We start from the raw sequence: 17999 nt of genomic DNA on the forward strand, positions 1-17999 counted from the left end.
GGCAAAGTTCTAGTAAATTCAACGGTTATTTTGATATGATTATGCTAATGATACGTAAAAAATGGCAATTTACTGAAAATGGGAAATACACATAGATACTAGTAAGATAAATGTAGGTGGTTAAGGTGGAAATTGGAATTATTGGCGGTGGTTCAATCGGTCTGCTTTATAGCTTTTATCTAAGTAAGAACCATGTAATTACCCTTTATACAAAGCGAAAAGAACAAGCAGATCTAATTAATCAAAATGGCTTATCAATGCTAAAAGATGGTACACATGTTAAAACGTCTATAAAAGCCGATTTTTCAAGCAACTATAAAGAACAGTTGTTAATTGTAACAGTTAAACAATATGATATTGAGCAGGTTATTTCACGCTTGAAAAACCAATCACCACGAACTGTCTTATTTCTTCAAAATGGGATGGGGCATATAACATATTTGTCATCATTAACTGAGCATCAAATTCTGTTAGGGATTGCTGAACACGGGGCATTACGTGCAGATGATAACACAGTGCATCATACTGGAGTGGGAGTCACGAAAATCTCTCCTTATAGCCAGAAAAATAAATGTCATTTCATTTTTGATCAATTATTAAGGGAACAAGATCCTTCCTTTCCAATCGAAATAAAAGTTGATTGGAAAAAAATGCTTTCAGAGAAGTTGGTTGTTAACGCAACAATAAATCCACTAACTGCTGTTTTACATGTGAAAAATGGTTTATTAATAGAGAACCGCCATTATAAAAAAATACTGCATGAACTTTTTCTTGAAATTGTCCATATATTGGGGTTGGAGAAAGAAAAATATCTATGGGATCATGTACAATCGATTTGTAAAAACACCTCTGAAAATAGCTCCTCGATGTTGAAAGATGTTCAAAGTGGACGACAGACAGAAATTGATTCTATTTTAGGCTATTTAATAAATCAAGCGGTCAATACCAACAAATCATACCCACACATTACTTTTCTTTATCATGCCATAAAAGGAATGGAGAGCGTTAGGTGACATGATGATGGATTTCTTTATATGGATCATTTCAATTGCTTTTGCACTTCCTATCGTTTGCTTTATTTTTTTACTCTTCACCTTGCGACTAATCGTAAAAAATAAAAAGAAATCGATCCTTTTGACTTTCGATATATCAACGATTTTCTTTATTATGTCTGTTCATTTTCTGTTGTTAACCCTATTTGGACGTTCTTTTCTACTGTATATAATAGTAGGGATTTTCAGCCTATCTTTACTTGTTTATTATATGGAGAATAAACGGACACAATCATCAATTGCAAGAACGTCAAAAAAGGTTTGGCGAATGTCATTTTTGTTTTTCTTTGTCAGTTACATCGTTTTAACCATATATGGTATAGCGGCTGGAATCATTCAGAATGCTTTTATCCCATCTTAACAGACACCAAGTCCCGGCTGTTGATAGTCTTTTTTCTAAGTGGATTACTTAAGTAATGTCTTTTTGTAATATAGAAGTGGATACTAGATGTTTTTAAGCAAAGTTTTTTTGTTTCAGCACTATAAATGCTATACTCAACCTTGGTATATCATAAATCTAGAAAGGAAGTTACATATATGGAGATTTTTGAACTCTCCCTGCGCTCTTCAAATCAATTTATGAACGACTTCAATGAGCAGAAGTTAAAGCAAGACAAATTCTTCGATTATAACATCCATACTAATGAGGTTTTTCAACATAGAGCTGCGGACTTAAAAAATCGTTCCTTTCAGCGTGAAGAGTTATCAGCTTATTTAAAGCGGTACGCAAAGCGATTTTCAGGAAATCTTGAGAAAACGTTAGAAAATATCGAGCGATTAAAGCACCCTGAAAGTGTAGTGGTTATTGGCGGTCAACAAGCTGGTCTCTTAACAGGCCCATTGTATACGATACATAAGATTATTTCGATACTTGTATTAGCTAAAAATGAAGAAAAGAAGCTGGGTATTCCTGTTATTCCAGTGTTCTGGATTGCTGGAGAAGATCATGATTTTGCGGAAATTAACCATGTTTTTGCTGCAAAGAACCATCTTCCCAAAAAAATGGCTATTAAAGATTCTCCACTTAAAAAGCAACCGGTCTCTGACTTGCCATTAAACAAGCAAAAAACAGTGGAGTGGATCGAACAAGTATTTGAAGCATTTGGAGAAACGGACCATTCAAATCATTTATTAGAGCAACTAATTAGTATGATTCAGAACTCAGCGACATATGTTGAATTCTTTGAGCATGCCATTATGGAGTTATTTAAACATGAAGGTTTAGTTCTTGTTAATTCAGGCGACCCGGGTCTTCGTCAACTTGAAAAAGCCTGTTTTCTGTCGATTGTTGATCAAAATCGCAGTTTGTATGATGCTGTAAAAATACAACAGGAGGAAATGCATGCACATCATTATCGCTCAATTATTGAAATGCCTGAGAACAGCGCAAATCTTTTTTATCATCATGAGGGAGAGCGTTTTTTAATTGAACGAAAAAATGATGAAGAATTTTTTGTTTCTGAAATTGGCTTATCTTTATCAAAGGCAGAATTGATCGATTTAATAAATACTTATCCACAAAAACTAAGTAATAATGTCGTTACAAGACCTATCATGCAGGAACATTTATTTCCTACACTTGCCTTTATCGCGGGCCCTGGTGAAGTAACCTATTGGGCTGAGCTAAAGCGAGTCTTTTCAATCATGGAAATCAAAATGCCTCCTGTTTTACCTAGATTAACGATCACTCTTTTAGAACGATCGATTGAAAGAAATATGACAGAAGCCAATATCTCGCTAGAAGATGTACTGCAAAATGGTGTGGGAAAATTAATTGATGATTTTCTACAATCAGTATCACCAGTGGATATGACTCCACTAGTTGAAGAGGCAAAACAAAAAATTTCAGGTATTCATGAAGGTTTAATTGAGTCTGCATTAAAAATTGATAAAAGCCTAGAACCGTTATTGAAAAAGAATGGACTATTTATTCAGGAACAACTCGACTTTTTACATCGTACTGTTGAGAAACGTAAACAACAACAGCATGAGGTACAGATTTCTAAATTTAAAGCAATGGAGTTATCGTTGCTCCCAAATTTGCAGCCCCAAGAGAGAATTTGGAATATATATTACTATTTAAATAAATTCGGGCCGGAATTTGTAGGAGAATTGCTAAACTTGTCATATTCTTTTAATGGTAAACATAAAATTGTCAAAATTTAAATAAAAGTTTTTTGAAAATCCTGTTTATACAGGGTTTTTTTTTTATGAAAACATCTGTAAAATAGGAAGTGGAGATAAGTGGGGGAAAGTGGTGAGATGAGGAGAGAAAGTGGGGGCAACGAGCATGTTTATGGGAGAATACCATCACACCATCGATTTAAAAGGCAGAATGATTGTCCCTTCTAAGTTCAGAGAAGGACTTGGAGAGACATTTGTCCTAACAAGAGGCTTAGATCAATGCTTGTTTGGATATCCGATGAGTGAATGGAAGCAGATTGAAGAAAAATTAAAAGCCCTCCCGCTAACAAAAAAAGATGCTCGTGCATTTACCCGTTTCTTCTTTTCAGGTGCGACCGAATGTGAATTGGACAAGCAAGGTCGTGTTAATATTGCTACACCTCTCTTGCAGTATGCAAAACTTGAGAAAGAGTGTGTTGTTATCGGCGTTTCAAATCGAATTGAGTTATGGAGCAAGTCCATTTGGGAAAATTATGTTGCTGAACAAGAGGATTCATTTGAAGAAATTGCTGAAAATATGATTGATTTTGATATATAATTCTCTCTTAAGCAAAAAATGAATAGTAAAGTGGACAAGCAGATCAAAAAAAGATTTGAAAAGGTGGTACAACTTATGTTTGAACATACAACGGTCTTGTTAAAGGAAACGGTCGATGGCTTACAAGTTAAGCCAGATGGTACATATGTGGATTGTACATTAGGCGGTGCTGGACATAGCAGCTATTTGTTATCAAAATTATCGAAAGCTGGTCGGTTGTTTGCGTTTGACCAGGATGATGTGGCATTAGCGAATGCAGAAAAAAAGCTGGAACAGTATAAGGGTCAGGTAACCTTAATAAAAAGCAATTTCCGTTACCTCACTGAAAAACTCGCAGAACATGGCGTTGAAAAAGTAGATGGAATTATTTTTGACCTCGGTGTATCTTCACCCCAACTGGATACACCTGAAAGAGGATTTAGCTACCATCACGATGCGCCATTAGATATGAGGATGGATCAACAATCTGATCGATCAGCCTATGATGTTGTAAATAAGTGGTCATATGAGGAGCTAGTAAAGATCTTTTTCAAATATGGTGAAGAAAAATTTTCAAAGCAGATTGCACGAAAAATTGAAGCATATAGAGATAATCAACCAATTTGTACCACAGGAGAGTTAGTAGAAATTATTAAGGAAGCAATACCTGCTCCAGCTAGGAGAAAAGGTGGACATCCAGCTAAGCGGATTTTTCAGGCGATTCGAATTGCAGTTAATGATGAATTGAAGGTTTTTGAGGAAGCAATTGAGCAGTCAATTGACTTATTAAAACCAAATGGCAGAGTAAGTGTCATTACCTTTCATTCGTTAGAAGATCGCATTTGTAAATCTGCTTTTAAAGAGGCAGCAACACCGCCTGAACTCCCTCGTAATTTGCCATTTATACCGGAAGGCTATGAACCAAAAGTAAAAATAATAACTAGAAAACCTATAATTCCATCAGAAAAAGAGCTTGAGGAAAACAACCGGGCAAGGTCAGCTAAATTAAGAATTGCGGAGAAAATGTAACAAGTATAGATTGCCATTAGAAAATAAAAGGAGGTTACAAACATGAGCAATTTAGCGATGAAATTAGAACAACAAAGGCAGGAGCAACAACAGCAGCAACGCGTACAAGAACCAATTATTATTAAGAGAAGAGCTTCGGTAACACCCGGAGAAAAATTCCTTATCGCCTTATTTATCGGCCTTCTCGTATTTGGCGCAGTAACGATTATTACAAAAAGCTACACTGTCTATCAAACCAATATTGAAATTCAAAAAACAGAAGCTAAAATTGAAAAGCAGACGAAGCTGAATAGTGACCTCCATGTACAAGTTGAGGAATTAAGCACATACGAACGCATCTGGGAAAAGGCAAAAGAACTAGGTTTAACTTTAGATCAAAACAATGTAAAGAGTGTTCAGAACTAATTAACTAACAGATGATATAGAGAGCTGAGCTACACATGTTTAGGTGGTGTAGCCAGCTTTTTTATATCCCCCTTAAAACACATACTCCATTCTTAACGGGGAAAAACCCCACTGATGGAAGTCTATGATAAAATAAAAAATGAATGAGGAGGTAGGCATGAAGATAACAAATAAAAACTTAAATATGAATAGAGGAGCAGCGATTTTGTCTTTACTATTTGCTCTTCTTTTTTTAGTCATATTTATCCGTTTTTTTTACATTCAAGCAACAGGAACAGTTCATGGTGAAGCCCTGGCTGCAAGAGCGGAGGAACTTTATGAAGAACAACGACCGATTGAAGCCACTCGGGGAAAAATCCTGGATCATAGCGGAGAGGTTATAGCAGAGGATAAAACCTCTTATAAACTTATTGCGATATTAGATGAAAAAGTAACAACAAATCCTAAAAAACCACAGCATGTTGTTGATGTTGATGAAACTGCTCAAAAGCTTGCCCCACTACTTGATATGGAAGTTAGTGAAGTAAAATCGATCCTTTCTAAAGAAGATTTGTTCCAAGTTGAATTTGGTTCAGCCGGCCGGGATCTTAGTCAAACACTTAAAGAAAAAATTGAAGAATTAGAGCTTCCTGGTATTACGTTTATCCCTGATAAACAACGTTTCTATCCAAATGGTGTGTTTGCTTCCCATTTAATTGGCTATGCTCAAACTCAAGAGGAGACGAAAGAAACTGTTGGCATGATGGGTCTGGAAAAAACGCTTGAGAAATATTTGCATGAAGAAGATGGCTATGTGAAATTTGAGAAAGACAATTATAATTGGAAGCTCCCAAATAGTGATGATGAAATCGTTGCACCGCAAAATGGCAATGACGTTTATTTAACAATTGACCAGAAAATCCAAACCTTTCTTGAGGATGCAATGAATCAAGTTGTTGATGAGTTTTCACCTGAGAAGATAATCGCTGTTGTTGCAGACCCGAAAACAGGTAAAATATTGGCTATGGGACAGCGTCCAAGCTTTGATCCTAATATCAGAGATATTTCGTCATATACAAATGACGTGATTTCTTATCCATTTGAACCAGGATCAACGATGAAAATCTTTACACTTGCAGCTGCAATCGAAGAAGGAGTATACAATGGTAATGCCTATTTTCAGTCAGGGAAATATGCGATTGAAGGGCCGGATATTTCTGACCATAATGGGTCGGGATGGGGACCGATTACATACAATGAAGGGGTACAACGCTCCTCAAATGTTGGTTTTTCATTAATTGCAGATAAGCTATTAGGCACTGATCGATTATATCAATATTTAAATAAGTTTGGTTTCCTTGCAAAAACAGGAATCGATCTTCCAAATGAGGCCAATAGCAACATTAACTTTAAAACACATCGAGACCGGGTGACAACTGCATTCGGACAAGCATCAGCTGTTACACCGATTCAACAAATCCAAGCAGCAACAGCTATTGCAAATAATGGGAAAATGATGAAACCATATGTGATCGATAAAATTGTCGATACCGATAACAATGAAATCGTAAAACAGACAAAACCAAAGGTTGTTGGTCAGCCGATATCCGAAAAAACAGCAACGGAAGTGTTAAATATTTTAGAAACGGTTGTTAGCTCTGAAAACGGTACAGGTAAACCATTCCGAATTGAAGGTTATGAAGTTGCTGGTAAAACAGGAACAGCCCAAATTTATTCACCTGAAAAAGGGCGCTATTTATCTGGTAATGATAATCATGTCTTTTCCTTTCTTGGGATGGCGCCAAAGGATGATCCAGAGTTGATTGTTTATGTCGCTGTTCAAAAGCCTAAATTGGAAGGAAAAGCAGGATCTGTGCCAACGTCAATGATTTTTAATACGGTGATGAAAAATAGTCTTCAGTATTTGCAAATAGAACCAACCGAAGAAACGGATACGACAAATAGTGAGGAAGAAGCAGATAATGGAATGACACTACCTTCACTAGTCGGAATGAAGACTACAGAGGCTGCAAATAAATTGAAAGAACTAGGATTGGAGCCAATCCTTCTTGGAAGCGGAGAGAACATAACAGCACAATACCCTGAAGCTGAAACATCAGTTATTGTGAATGAAAAAGTGTTTCTTCAAGTCTCTGAAAATGTGAAAATGCCAAATATGGCAGGCTGGTCAAAACGGGATGTCATGAAGATGGCTAATCTATTAGGTTTATCCGTTGAGACGGAAGGCTCCGGTTATGTTGTCGAGCAAAGTATCAAAAAGGATAGTTCGCTGAAAAAAGGAGATGTATTATCAGTCACCTTAGGAGCAACGGAAAAGAAAGAAACAACGGAAGAGAACGAAACAACTGAAGAAAGTGAAACGGAATAAAGAATCAGAGGCTGTCTCAAAAGGGGTTGTCCCTTTGGTCAGCCTCTTTTTATCCCAATCTAAACGGGCAGTAAAACCCCAAAATAAAGATTCGATATAATCTAATAAGATAAGTAGGGGATAACTGCCCGTAAAGATCCGATAAGTCCAGCTAACCAACAATGGGAGATGGCCGAATTCGCCACGTCCTGTGGCAAAGTCGGCACTTGTACATCCTGTACTTCGAGAAAACTCCCACTGTTGGAAGTCTCGCTTTATCCGATTCCAGACCTAAAAACACTCCTGTAAAAAGTTCTATCTAACCATGTACAAGCATATATTTGAACGAGCCTAGACAAGGGGGAGTAAAGGATATGCGGGTATCAAATGTAACGGTTAGAAAGCGGCTTGCTTTAACGTTGCTATTCGGTTTTTTCATTTTCTTAGTGATTGATATACGTCTAGGGTACGTTCAATTTTTTCTTGGGGATACTTTAACATCCGGTGCTAAGGATTTATGGAGCAGAAATATTCCTTTTGAACCTGAGCGTGGGGAAATTTTAGATCGCAACGGTGTAAAATTGGCAACTAACATGAGTGCTCCTACTATATATGTAGTACCAAGACAAATTGAAAATCCTGCAGAAACCGCAAAACAATTGGCAGCTGTATTAAATATGTCAGAGGAAAAAGCGTATAAACATGTTACTGAAAATGAATCAATAGTCAGGATCAATCCAGAAGGCCGAAAAATTTCACATGCTAAAGCAAATGAAGTAAGGGATTTGAATTTAAAAGGAATTTATATTGCTGAGGATTCAAAACGTTACTATCCATTCGGAAGCTATTTATCACATGTTCTCGGTTTTGCCGGAATTGATAACCAAGGATTATTAGGTCTAGAGGCTTACTATGATGAGCAGCTAAAGGGTGAAAAAGGATATGTAAAGTTTTTTTCTGATGCGAAAGGACAAAGAATGCCTGATGAAGCAGATGATTACACACCTCCTGAAGATGGGAATAATTTAAAATTAACGATTGATTCTCGAGTTCAAACAATTATTGAACGTGAATTGGATAATGTACAAGCAACCTATAATCCAGACGGTATTATTGCGATTGCGATGAATCCTAATAATGGTGAAATTTTAGCAATGTCCAGCAGACCTGATTTCGATCCTGCTAATTTTAGAGAGGTTGACCCGACCGTGTACAACCGCAATTTACCTGTTTGGAGTACGTACGAGCCAGGATCGACCTTTAAGATCATTACATTAGCAGCAGCGTTAGAAGAAAATAAGGTGAATTTAACGAAAGATACATTTAATGATAGCGGTTCGGTAGAGGTAGACGGAGCTAGGCTTCGATGCTGGAAAAGAGGAGGACATGGTCATCAAACCTTTTTAGAAGTTGTACAAAACTCATGTAACCCTGGTTTTGTGGAACTTGGTGAACGACTTGGTGAAGAAACTCTTTTTAAATATATTAAGGATTTTGGCTTTGGTCAAAAAACAGGGATCGACCTCCAAGGTGAAGGAAGAGGGATTTTGTTTAATCCTGAGAGAGTTGGTCCAGTTGAGCTCGCCACAACAGCTTTTGGTCAGGGTGTCTCTGTCACACCGATCCAACAGGTGGCTGCTGTTTCTGCTGCAGTTAATGGAGGAATATTATATACTCCTTATATTGCAAAGGAATGGGTAGACCCCGTAACAAACGAGGTGATCAGTAGACAAACACCTGTAGCAAAAAAACGGGTCATCTCTGAAGAAACATCGAAGGAAATCCGTTATGCACTTGAAAGTGTCGTTGCACTTGGAACAGGACGTAATGCATATGTTGACGGCTATCGCGTAGGCGGAAAAACCGGTACAGCCCAAAAGGTTAAAGATGGTCGTTACATGGAAAACAATCATATCGTTTCATTTATCGGATTTGCTCCAGCGGATGATCCCCAAGTGGTAGTCTATGTTGCGGTTGATAATCCTAAAGGAACCGTCCAATTTGGTGGAACCGTCGCTGCTCCAATTGTAGGCAATATCATGCGTGATGTCTTGCCAGAACTAGGTGTAAAGCCTAGAAAAAACCAAATTGAAAAGGAATATAAATGGCTGGACACAAAATTAGTCGAAATCCCGAATATTTTAGGGCTGACTAAACAAGAGTTAACAGAGCAGTTTGTAAACTTGAAGCTAGATGTTGCTGGTGAAGGAGATGTTGTTGTGCAGCAATCCCCAGAAGCAGGTGTAAAAGTAAAAGAGGGCTCGACAATACGGGTCTATTTAGGCGAAAGCGATAAAAAGGAGAGCGAAGTAAACGAGTAATCCTTTAGAAAGCATGGCAATTGCGTTTTAGAAAGCAAGATTGTCAGGCTTTCTTTCTGTTTAATAGGCGGGACAAAAAATTCAAAAAAATAAAACATTTAAATTTTAACTACCTTTTTCAAAAGAAAATGAAACGAAGGATAGCTCTTTTTATTTAAGTAAGATAAAATAATAACGGAGCATGATGAAGCAGGGTATAGGCTTTTAAAAACAACAACTGCTGTTTTTAAATTTCAACCTGAACCTTTATGAAAGTAGGAAAGAAACGTGAAATTAAAAGAGTTACTTACATTTTTGCATGAGACTTCTATTGAAGTAAAAGACAATCCTATTATTACATCGATTGAGATGGATTCAAGAGAAGTTAAGGATGGCAGTTTATTTATTTGTATAAAAGGTTATACAGTTGATGGCCATGACTATGCAAAGAAGGCACAGGAAAGTGGGGCTGCGGCAATTTTGGCCGAAAGGCAGCTGGAAGGGTTAGCAATTCCTGTAATTGTAGTAAAGGATACAAAACGGGCAATGGCGGTGCTGGCAGATATCTTTTATGGTCAGCCGACTCATGATTTACACTTAATTGGAGTAACCGGGACGAATGGGAAAACAACAACAACACATATCATTGAAAAGATCTTAAATGAGGCTAATAAAACAACCGGTTTGATTGGTACGATGTACATAAAAATAGCAGAGGAATTGAAAAGTGTAAGAAATACTACTCCTGAAAGTTTGACACTACAAAAGACATTCCGGGAGATGAAGGATAAAGAAGTTTCCCATGCTGTTATGGAGGTTTCCTCCCATGCCCTTCATTTAGGGAGAATACATGGTTGTGATTTCAATGTTGCTGTTTTTACAAACCTTTCACAGGATCATTTAGATTATCATAAAACGATGGAAGCATATAAATATGCAAAAGGGCTTTTATTTGCTCAATTAGGAAATCGTTATGATCATGATCATATTAAAATTGCCGTTTTAAATGCAGATGAAGAAGCTTCAGAAGAATTCAAGAAAATGACAGCAGCTAAAATCATCACGTATGGCATTGATAATAATGCTGATATAATGGCTAAAGAAATAAAAATGACCTCAAAAGGAACTGAATTTGAATTAATAACACCTGTCGGCACGAAAAAAGTAATCATTAAGATGCTCGGAAAATTTAGTGTTTATAATGTTTTGGCCGCTGTATCTGCTAGTTTAGCATCAGGTGTTGAATTAACTACGATTATTAAAGCAATAGAGAAAATTGAGGGAGTCAGAGGACGCTTTGAACTTGTAACAGGCGGTCAGGATTATACTGTAATTGTCGACTATGCCCATACTCCTGATAGTTTAGAAAATGTTCTTCAAACAATAAAGCAATTTGCTGAAGGCAAGGTGTATTGTATAGTAGGCTGCGGCGGTGATCGAGATAAAACGAAAAGACCGCTAATGGCAAAAATTGCAGTAAAATATAGTGACGAACCAATTTTTACATCAGATAACCCAAGAAGTGAAGACCCAATGATGATTCTTAAAGACATGGAAGCAGGGGTGACTGGAGAGCATTATCAATTAATTTCAAATCGGGAAGAAGCGATTTTCTTCGCAATTGATAAAGCGAAAAAAGGTGATGTCATCTTAATCGCCGGGAAAGGCCATGAAACATACCAGATTATCGGTAATCAAACATTTGATTTTGATGACAAGGAAGTTGCTTTACAAGCCATTAATAAAAGCAAGTAAATATTCAAATAAGAAAAAAACATTATATTGATCTGTAATATTGTAGGGAAAATACAAAAGCAATGAAACAAAACTAGTCTATGCTTGAAATGGGGACCGGAATGTAAGATAAATAGGTGTCGTTTCGTCCCCATTTCCATCATAGGATAGGTACAAAGGATAGAAAGAGAAGTTGATAAAATGAATGACATACAGTTAAATACACATATTAATGCATACTGCTTATATGATCGTTTCAATGTTCAAATGGGCGAGATTTTGACCGGAACGAAGAAAGAAGGGAGGGAATATACATGCTAGAGCAGGTAATTTTAATAACGCTCGTCATGGGATTTTTAATAAGTGTACTGCTTTCTCCAATCATTATTCCTTTCCTAAGGAGATTAAAATTTGGTCAGAGCATAAGGGAGGAAGGTCCTAAATCACATCAAAAAAAATCGGGAACGCCAACGATGGGAGGAGTTATGATCATCTTTTCGATCATCATAACAACCATTGTGATGACAGGAAAATTTTCTCAATTAAGTGTTGAAATGTATTTGCTATTGTTTGTAACAGTTGGCTATGGATTACTAGGGTTTCTAGATGACTTTATAAAGGTCGTTATGAAAAGAAACCTTGGATTAACATCAAGACAAAAATTACTCGGCCAAGTTATCATTGCTGTTATCTTTTACCTAGTCTTTACCCAATATGGGTTTTCAACAGAAATTGCCATTCCAGGTACTGCTTTATCCTTCGATTTAGGATGGGGTTATGTTGTACTTGTCATTTTCATGCTTGTCGGGGGATCAAATGCAGTAAACCTGACAGATGGTTTAGATGGATTATTATCAGGTACTGCTGCTGTTGCCTTTGGTGCTTTTGCTGTTCTTGCCTGGAATCAATCTCAATATGACGTTGCAATTTTTTCAGTAGCTGTTGTAGGGGCAGTATTAGGATTTTTAGTATTTAATGCGCATCCGGCAAAAGTATTTATGGGTGATACTGGTTCACTAGCCCTAGGCGGAGCAATTGTTACAATTGCGATTTTAACAAAACTGGAAATTCTACTTGTTTTAATCGGAGGAGTATTTGTTATTGAGACGCTATCAGTGATCATTCAAGTACTTTCATTTAAAACAACTGGAAAAAGAGTATTTAAAATGAGCCCGCTTCATCATCATTATGAATTAGTTGGCTGGTCTGAGTGGCGGGTTGTTGTTACATTCTGGACAATAGGGTTTGTTTTTGCAGTGCTTGGAATCTATATTGAGGTGTGGATGTAAGTGAAAAAGATTAGTGATTATATACATAAAGAGATTTTAGTTATAGGATTGGCAAAAAGCGGCTTAGCAGCCGCTAAATTGTTGCATCAGCTTGGAGCGAAGGTAACAGTTAATGATTTAAAAGCAACGGAAACGGATGAAGCTGTTCAAGAATTAAAAGAACTCGGGATAAAGGTTGTTTGCGGGGGACATCCACTTTCATTACTTGAAGAAAACACAGTAGATTTAGTTGTGAAAAATCCTGGCATCCCATATTCGAATCCATTGATTTCTCTGGCTGAAGAGCTCAATCTCCCAATTATTACAGAGGTTGAATTAGCCTATAAAGTATCTGAAGCTGACATTATCGCAATTACTGGTTCAAACGGGAAAACTACGACAACAACATTAATATATGAAATGCTTAAGGAAGATCAACAGCAACCATTAATTGCAGGAAACATCGGAACGGTTGCTTGTGAGGTTGCACAGAAGGCTACAAAAGATAATGTCATTGTGATGGAATTATCATCTTTCCAACTGTTAGGTACGATCGAGTTTAAGCCTGCAGTTGCAATCATATTAAATATTTTTGATGCACATTTAGATTATCATGGAACGAAGAAAGAGTATGTCTACGCAAAGGGAAAAATTTATGAGAACCAAGCGGAATCTGATGTTTCGATTATTAATTTTGATGATAGGGAAGTTTGTGAGCGTTCAGAAAAATCGAATGGGAAAAAACTCTATTTCTCTACAACAACTGAACTAGATGGCGGCACCTATATAAAAGAAAACTGCATTTGGTTTAAGGGTGAAAAGATCATTTCTTTGGCTGATATCGTATTACCTGGTATTCACAACCTTGAAAATATCCTTGCTGCTGTTTCTGCAGTTAAAACAAGGGGTGTAGCAAACGAATCCATCCATAAAGTTCTGACATCCTTTACAGGTGTTAAACATCGACTTCAATATGTTGAAACGATAAACAGCCGTCGTTTTTATAATGATTCAAAAGCAACCAATATTTTAGCAACGAGTAAAGCTCTTCAAGCATTTTCCGGACCAACTATTTTGCTGGCTGGAGGACTTGATCGCGGAAATGAATTTGATGAATTAAAGCCATATTTGGAAAATGTAAAAGCAATGATTTTATTCGGTCAAACAGCTCCAAAATTAGAGAGGATTGCAATCGAAAGTGGAATAGAAGTTGTCAAACGTGTCGATAATGTGGAACAAGCGGTAAAAACGGCGTTTGAAATCTCCGAAGAAAATGATGTTATTCTTTTATCACCGGCCTGTGCAAGCTGGGATCAATATAAAACTTTTGAACAAAGAGGAGACATTTTTATACATGCCGTGCATAAGCTTAAGTAAGGGCTTGTACGATTTTTTCTAGATTTTTATAAAGGCGCACTCTGCGCTTTTTGTCTTGCCAAAGCCCTTAAATAAATTGGTACTGGGGTGTTCGGCGTTGACAGCAAAAAGGTCTACACCAGACTTTATTTTAGTGATCCTTACGTTGCTCCTTTTAACAGTTGGTCTCATTATGGTATACAGTGCTAGTGCGGTGTGGGCGACGTATAAATTCGATGATTCTTTCTTTTTTGCTAAGCGGCAGCTCCTATTTGCTGGCGTAGGTGTTATCGCTATGTTCTTTTTAATGAATGTTGATTATTGGACATGGAGATCATGGGCAAAAATGTTAATCATCATTTGCTTTTTCCTTTTAATCGCCGTATTAATTCCTGGAATAGGCATGGAAAGAAACGGCTCAAGAAGCTGGATTGGGGTCGGAGCTTTTTCAATTCAGCCTTCAGAATTTATGAAGTTGGCCATGATCGCTTTTTTAGCAAAGTTTCTATCTGAAAACCAGAAGAAGATTACTTCGTTTAAAAAGGGTCTGGTACCTTCTTTAGGTCTTGTTTTTACGGCATTTGGCATTATTATGATGCAGCCTGATTTAGGTACAGGGACAGTAATGGTTGGGACTTGTATTGTGATGATTTTTGTATCGGGTGCTAGAATCACTCATTTTGTATGGCTTGGTCTCTTAGGTGTAGCGGGATTTGTAGCATTAGTTTTATCTGCTCCATACCGCATTAAGCGGATTACTTCGTTTTTAGATCCCTGGGAAGACCCGTTAGGGAGCGGGTTCCAAATTATTCAGTCTCTTTATGCTATAGGCCCTGGAGGATTATTTGGATTAGGGCTCGGACAGAGCAGACAAAAGTTTTTTTACCTGCCAGAGCCGCAAACAGACTTTATTTTCGCCATCCTGGCTGAAGAGTTAGGTTTTATCGGCGGATCATTTGTCCTTTTGCTTTTCGGTTTACTGCTGTGGCGAGGAGTGAGGATTGCGCTAGGTGCTCCTGATTTATATGGCAGTTTTTTAGCAATCGGAATCATTACAATGGTTGCGATTCAGGTCATGATTAATGTTGGAGTTGTCACAGGTCTCATGCCAGTTACAGGAATTACCTTGCCATTTTTAAGCTATGGGGGCTCATCGCTGACCTTAATGTTAATGGCGATCGGTGTCCTATTAAATGTTAGCAGGTATTCAAAATATTAAAGTTTTATCAAAAGGTTATTTATCATGATAATGATATAATGAGGCTGACGATAGGGAAGCGATAGACTTTAGGCTTTAATCTTTGCCTTAAGTGAGTACCTTACTAGTCAGCCTTCGTCACGTTTACATATGAAGAAGCGACAATTGTACTTAGTCGATATGCTTAACAATTGATAAAATGGGGGAATTAGAATGAGGATCGTCGTTAGCGGCGGAGGAACGGGAGGGCATATTTACCCTGCCCTTGCGTTAATAAAAGAAATTAAAAAACATCATTCACATGTTGAATTTTTATATATTGGCACGAATAATGGATTAGAAAATAACATTGTAAAGCGGGAAGGGATCGATTTTAAAGCCATTGAAATTACAGGCTTTAAACGAAAACTATCATTCGAAAATGTTAAAACAGTCACTCGATTTTTAAAAGGTGTTAAAGTAAGTAAAAAATACTTGAGAGATTTTAAACCTGATGTTGTAATCGGAACGGGCGGTTATGTTTGCGGACCAGTCGTCTATGCAGCTTCAAAGCTGAACATTCCTACCATCATTCATGAACAAAATAGTTTGCCTGGCATTACTAATAAATTTTTATCCCGTTATGTTGACAAAGTCGCCATTTGTTTTGAAGATGCAAGAAAGTATTTTCCTGAGCATAAAGTAGTTTTAACTGGAAACCCCCGGGCATCTGAGGTTTTAGGTCAAGATGCTGAAAAGGGCAGACGTTCTTTAGGGCTTAAAGCATTTAAGAAAACAGTCTTAATTTTTGGAGGCAGTCGTGGTGCAAAGGCAATTAATGAAGCTGTCTTGGAAATGATTCCGACTTTACATGATAAACCATACCAGGTTGTTTATGTAACAGGAGAGGTCCATTATGATAAAGTCATGAAGGAAATGGATGCATTGGGTGACTCTTCCCATGTTGTTATTAAACCATTTATTCATAATATGCCAGAGGTATTGGCGTGTGTTGATTTAATTGTTTCCAGAGCGGGAGCAACATCACTTGCGGAGATAACTGCATTAGGGATCCCAAGCATATTAATTCCAAGTCCCTATGTTACAGCAAATCACCAAGAAAAAAATGCTAGATCTTTAAGTGATCATGATGCGGCAATTATGCTTCGTGAACAAGAACTTAACGGAAGCTTATTGTTATCACATATTGATGATATCTTATTAAACGAGGCGAAATTAGATCAGATGAAGAATGCCTCAAGAAAGCTTGGTATCCCAGATGCAGCTTTAAGGTTATATCAAGTGATGAAGAATCTTTCAAGGAAATAAAGGCAAGCTTAAGGAGGTTATTATGAACACATTATATAAAGAATTGGCGGATGCGAATATAGGCAAGGTTATTGAAAATGAACCGTTAGCAAAGCATACAACGATGAAAATTGGGGGTCCTGCTGAACTATTTATTGAACCGAATAGTATAGACGATCTGGCAAGAGCTTTCCAAATTATAAAAAAACATGGAGTTAAGTGGAGAGCAATTGGAAGAGGCTCAAATCTCCTTGTTGCGGATAAGGGAATTAAAGGCGTTGTCATAAAGCTCGGTTCGGGAATGGATGATTTTGAGTTAGCTGGGGAGACCCTTACTGTGGGCGGAGGTTGTTCCGTTATTAAGCTCGCAACGCTTATAAGTAAAAAAGGCTTTTCAGGTTTAGAGTTTTCAAGCGGGATTCCGGGTTCTATCGGAGGAGCAGTATATATGAATGCTGGTGCACATGGATCCGATATGTCAAAAATATTAGAGAAAGCACATATCTTGTTTGAAGACGGTACGATGGAATGGTTAACGAATGAGGAGATGGAATTCTCCTACAGAACCTCTATCTTGCAAGAAAAAAGACCAGGTATTTGTATAGAAGCGGTATTAAACTTGCAAAAAGGTAAAAAAGAAGATATTGTAGCGGTTATGCAAAAAAATAAGGATTATCGTAGAGAAACTCAGCCTTGGAATTACCCATGTGCTGGAAGTATTTTTCGCAATCCTCTTCCAAAATATGCGGGACAGTTAGTTGAAGAAGCTGGATTAAAAGGGTATCAAATTGGCGGTGCTAAAATATCTGAAATGCATGGGAACTTTATTGTGAATGCTGGAGGGGCAACGGCACAAGATGTATTAGATCTTATTTCATTCACAAAAAAGACGGTTTTTGATAAGTACGAGATTACATTGGAAACAGAAGTCGAAATAATCGGCCTAAATTAAACAAACATCACCATTATTTCCTTTTCCTGTGTTATAATGACAATATAAAAATTGTTCATGAAATGATGGAAATGGCTCAATTTTTCTGCTCTTTTATAAATAATGGTTTTCGGTTAACAAATGGGCTGTCTCAGAAAGGGTCTGACCCTTTGGTTTTTGAGGCAGTCCTATTTTATCATTAAATCGTTAAACTAGGACAAGTCATCAGAAATTAACAATGAACACTCTTCGTTTGTTTTCGAAAAAAAATAACCTGCTCTTTAAAAGTTGTTTTTTTTCGTAATCATATGAGTGCTTTTTGTGTGTTCGAATTAATTTTAGGGAAAAAATGAATTCTTTAAATGAAATGAGAGTTTGCCTAGTGACTGAT

At 37.2% G+C, this 17999-nt stretch carries 14 protein-coding genes; all 14 read left to right on the forward strand.

Annotated elements, in window-relative coordinates; translation table 11 throughout:
- Positions 1–125: 125 nt before the first annotated feature.
- The 14 genes from ACSVDH_RS10895 (at position 126) to murB (ending at position 17629) form a co-directional block, all read left to right on the forward strand.
- A complete protein-coding gene (locus tag ACSVDH_RS10895) occupies positions 126–1013 on the forward strand; it encodes a 2-dehydropantoate 2-reductase (protein WP_439249417.1) in 888 nt (295 codons plus the stop codon).
- Positions 1014–1020: 7 nt separating this feature from the next.
- Positions 1021–1413 (forward strand): DUF3397 domain-containing protein, encoded by a 393-nt coding sequence (locus ACSVDH_RS10900; protein WP_299086944.1) that lies wholly within the window; start codon positions 1021–1023, stop codon positions 1411–1413.
- Positions 1414–1589: 176 nt separating this feature from the next.
- A complete protein-coding gene (bshC, locus tag ACSVDH_RS10905) occupies positions 1590–3218 on the forward strand; it encodes a bacillithiol biosynthesis cysteine-adding enzyme BshC (protein ID WP_439249418.1) in 1629 nt (542 codons plus the stop codon).
- 124 nt (positions 3219–3342) lie between these two features.
- Positions 3343–3774 carry a division/cell wall cluster transcriptional repressor MraZ gene (gene mraZ, locus ACSVDH_RS10910; protein ID WP_046511050.1) on the forward strand — a complete coding sequence of 144 codons (432 nt, stop codon included), beginning with the start codon at positions 3343–3345 and terminating at the stop codon, positions 3772–3774.
- 75 nt (positions 3775–3849) lie between these two features.
- The gene (gene rsmH, locus ACSVDH_RS10915; protein WP_439249419.1) at positions 3850–4782 is read left to right on the forward strand and encodes a 16S rRNA (cytosine(1402)-N(4))-methyltransferase RsmH; all 933 of its coding nucleotides are present in this window, start codon (positions 3850–3852) and stop codon (positions 4780–4782) included.
- Between the two features lie 42 nt (positions 4783–4824).
- Entirely contained in the window at positions 4825–5187 is a 363-nt protein-coding gene (gene ftsL, locus ACSVDH_RS10920; RefSeq protein ID WP_299086951.1) for a cell division protein FtsL, read from the forward strand.
- Between the two features lie 157 nt (positions 5188–5344).
- Entirely contained in the window at positions 5345–7555 is a 2211-nt protein-coding gene (locus tag ACSVDH_RS10925; RefSeq protein ID WP_439249420.1) for a penicillin-binding transpeptidase domain-containing protein, read from the forward strand.
- 353 nt (positions 7556–7908) lie between these two features.
- Entirely contained in the window at positions 7909–9855 is a 1947-nt protein-coding gene (locus ACSVDH_RS10930; RefSeq protein ID WP_299086953.1) for a stage V sporulation protein D, read from the forward strand.
- Between the two features lie 267 nt (positions 9856–10122).
- Entirely contained in the window at positions 10123–11589 is a 1467-nt protein-coding gene (locus tag ACSVDH_RS10935; protein WP_439249421.1) for a UDP-N-acetylmuramoyl-L-alanyl-D-glutamate--2,6-diaminopimelate ligase, read from the forward strand.
- 293 nt (positions 11590–11882) lie between these two features.
- Positions 11883–12857: a phospho-N-acetylmuramoyl-pentapeptide-transferase gene (gene mraY / locus ACSVDH_RS10940; RefSeq protein ID WP_299086957.1), complete on the forward strand. Its 975-nt coding sequence runs from the start codon at positions 11883–11885 to the stop codon at positions 12855–12857.
- Positions 12858–14213: a UDP-N-acetylmuramoyl-L-alanine--D-glutamate ligase gene (gene murD / locus ACSVDH_RS10945; protein WP_439249422.1), complete on the forward strand. Its 1356-nt coding sequence runs from the start codon at positions 12858–12860 to the stop codon at positions 14211–14213.
- A gap of 97 nt (positions 14214–14310) precedes the next feature.
- On the forward strand, positions 14311–15411 hold the full coding sequence (gene spoVE / locus ACSVDH_RS10950; protein ID WP_439249423.1) for a stage V sporulation protein E: 1101 nt from the start codon (positions 14311–14313) through the stop codon (positions 15409–15411).
- A gap of 192 nt (positions 15412–15603) precedes the next feature.
- A complete protein-coding gene (murG, locus tag ACSVDH_RS10955) occupies positions 15604–16698 on the forward strand; it encodes an undecaprenyldiphospho-muramoylpentapeptide beta-N-acetylglucosaminyltransferase (protein WP_439249424.1) in 1095 nt (364 codons plus the stop codon).
- 22 nt (positions 16699–16720) lie between these two features.
- Complete coding sequence (murB, locus tag ACSVDH_RS10960; protein ID WP_439249425.1) at positions 16721–17629, forward strand: UDP-N-acetylmuramate dehydrogenase; 909 nt, start codon at positions 16721–16723, stop codon at positions 17627–17629.
- Positions 17630–17999: the final 370 nt, after the last annotated feature.

Source organism: Metabacillus sp. Hm71, from assembly GCF_051842955.2.
Lineage (GTDB): Bacteria > Bacillota > Bacilli > Bacillales > Bacillaceae > Metabacillus.

What these genes read in the sequence shown, in the direction of transcription:
- murB (WP_439249425.1), top strand. Translation starts at nt 16,721, where the DNA reads ATGAACACATTATATAAAGAATTGGCGGATGCGAATATAGGCAAGGTT.
- ftsL (WP_299086951.1), top strand. Translation starts at nt 4,825, where the DNA reads ATGAGCAATTTAGCGATGAAATTAGAACAACAAAGGCAGGAGCAACAA.
- mraZ (WP_046511050.1), top strand. Translation starts at nt 3,343, where the DNA reads ATGTTTATGGGAGAATACCATCACACCATCGATTTAAAAGGCAGAATG.
- bshC (WP_439249418.1), top strand. Translation starts at nt 1,590, where the DNA reads ATGGAGATTTTTGAACTCTCCCTGCGCTCTTCAAATCAATTTATGAAC.
- murG (WP_439249424.1), top strand. Translation starts at nt 15,604, where the DNA reads ATGAGGATCGTCGTTAGCGGCGGAGGAACGGGAGGGCATATTTACCCT.
- ACSVDH_RS10930 (WP_299086953.1), top strand. Translation starts at nt 7,909, where the DNA reads ATGCGGGTATCAAATGTAACGGTTAGAAAGCGGCTTGCTTTAACGTTG.
- mraY (WP_299086957.1), top strand. Translation starts at nt 11,883, where the DNA reads ATGCTAGAGCAGGTAATTTTAATAACGCTCGTCATGGGATTTTTAATA.
- rsmH (WP_439249419.1), top strand. Translation starts at nt 3,850, where the DNA reads ATGTTTGAACATACAACGGTCTTGTTAAAGGAAACGGTCGATGGCTTA.
- ACSVDH_RS10900 (WP_299086944.1), top strand. Translation starts at nt 1,021, where the DNA reads ATGGATTTCTTTATATGGATCATTTCAATTGCTTTTGCACTTCCTATC.
- ACSVDH_RS10925 (WP_439249420.1), top strand. Translation starts at nt 5,345, where the DNA reads ATGAAGATAACAAATAAAAACTTAAATATGAATAGAGGAGCAGCGATT.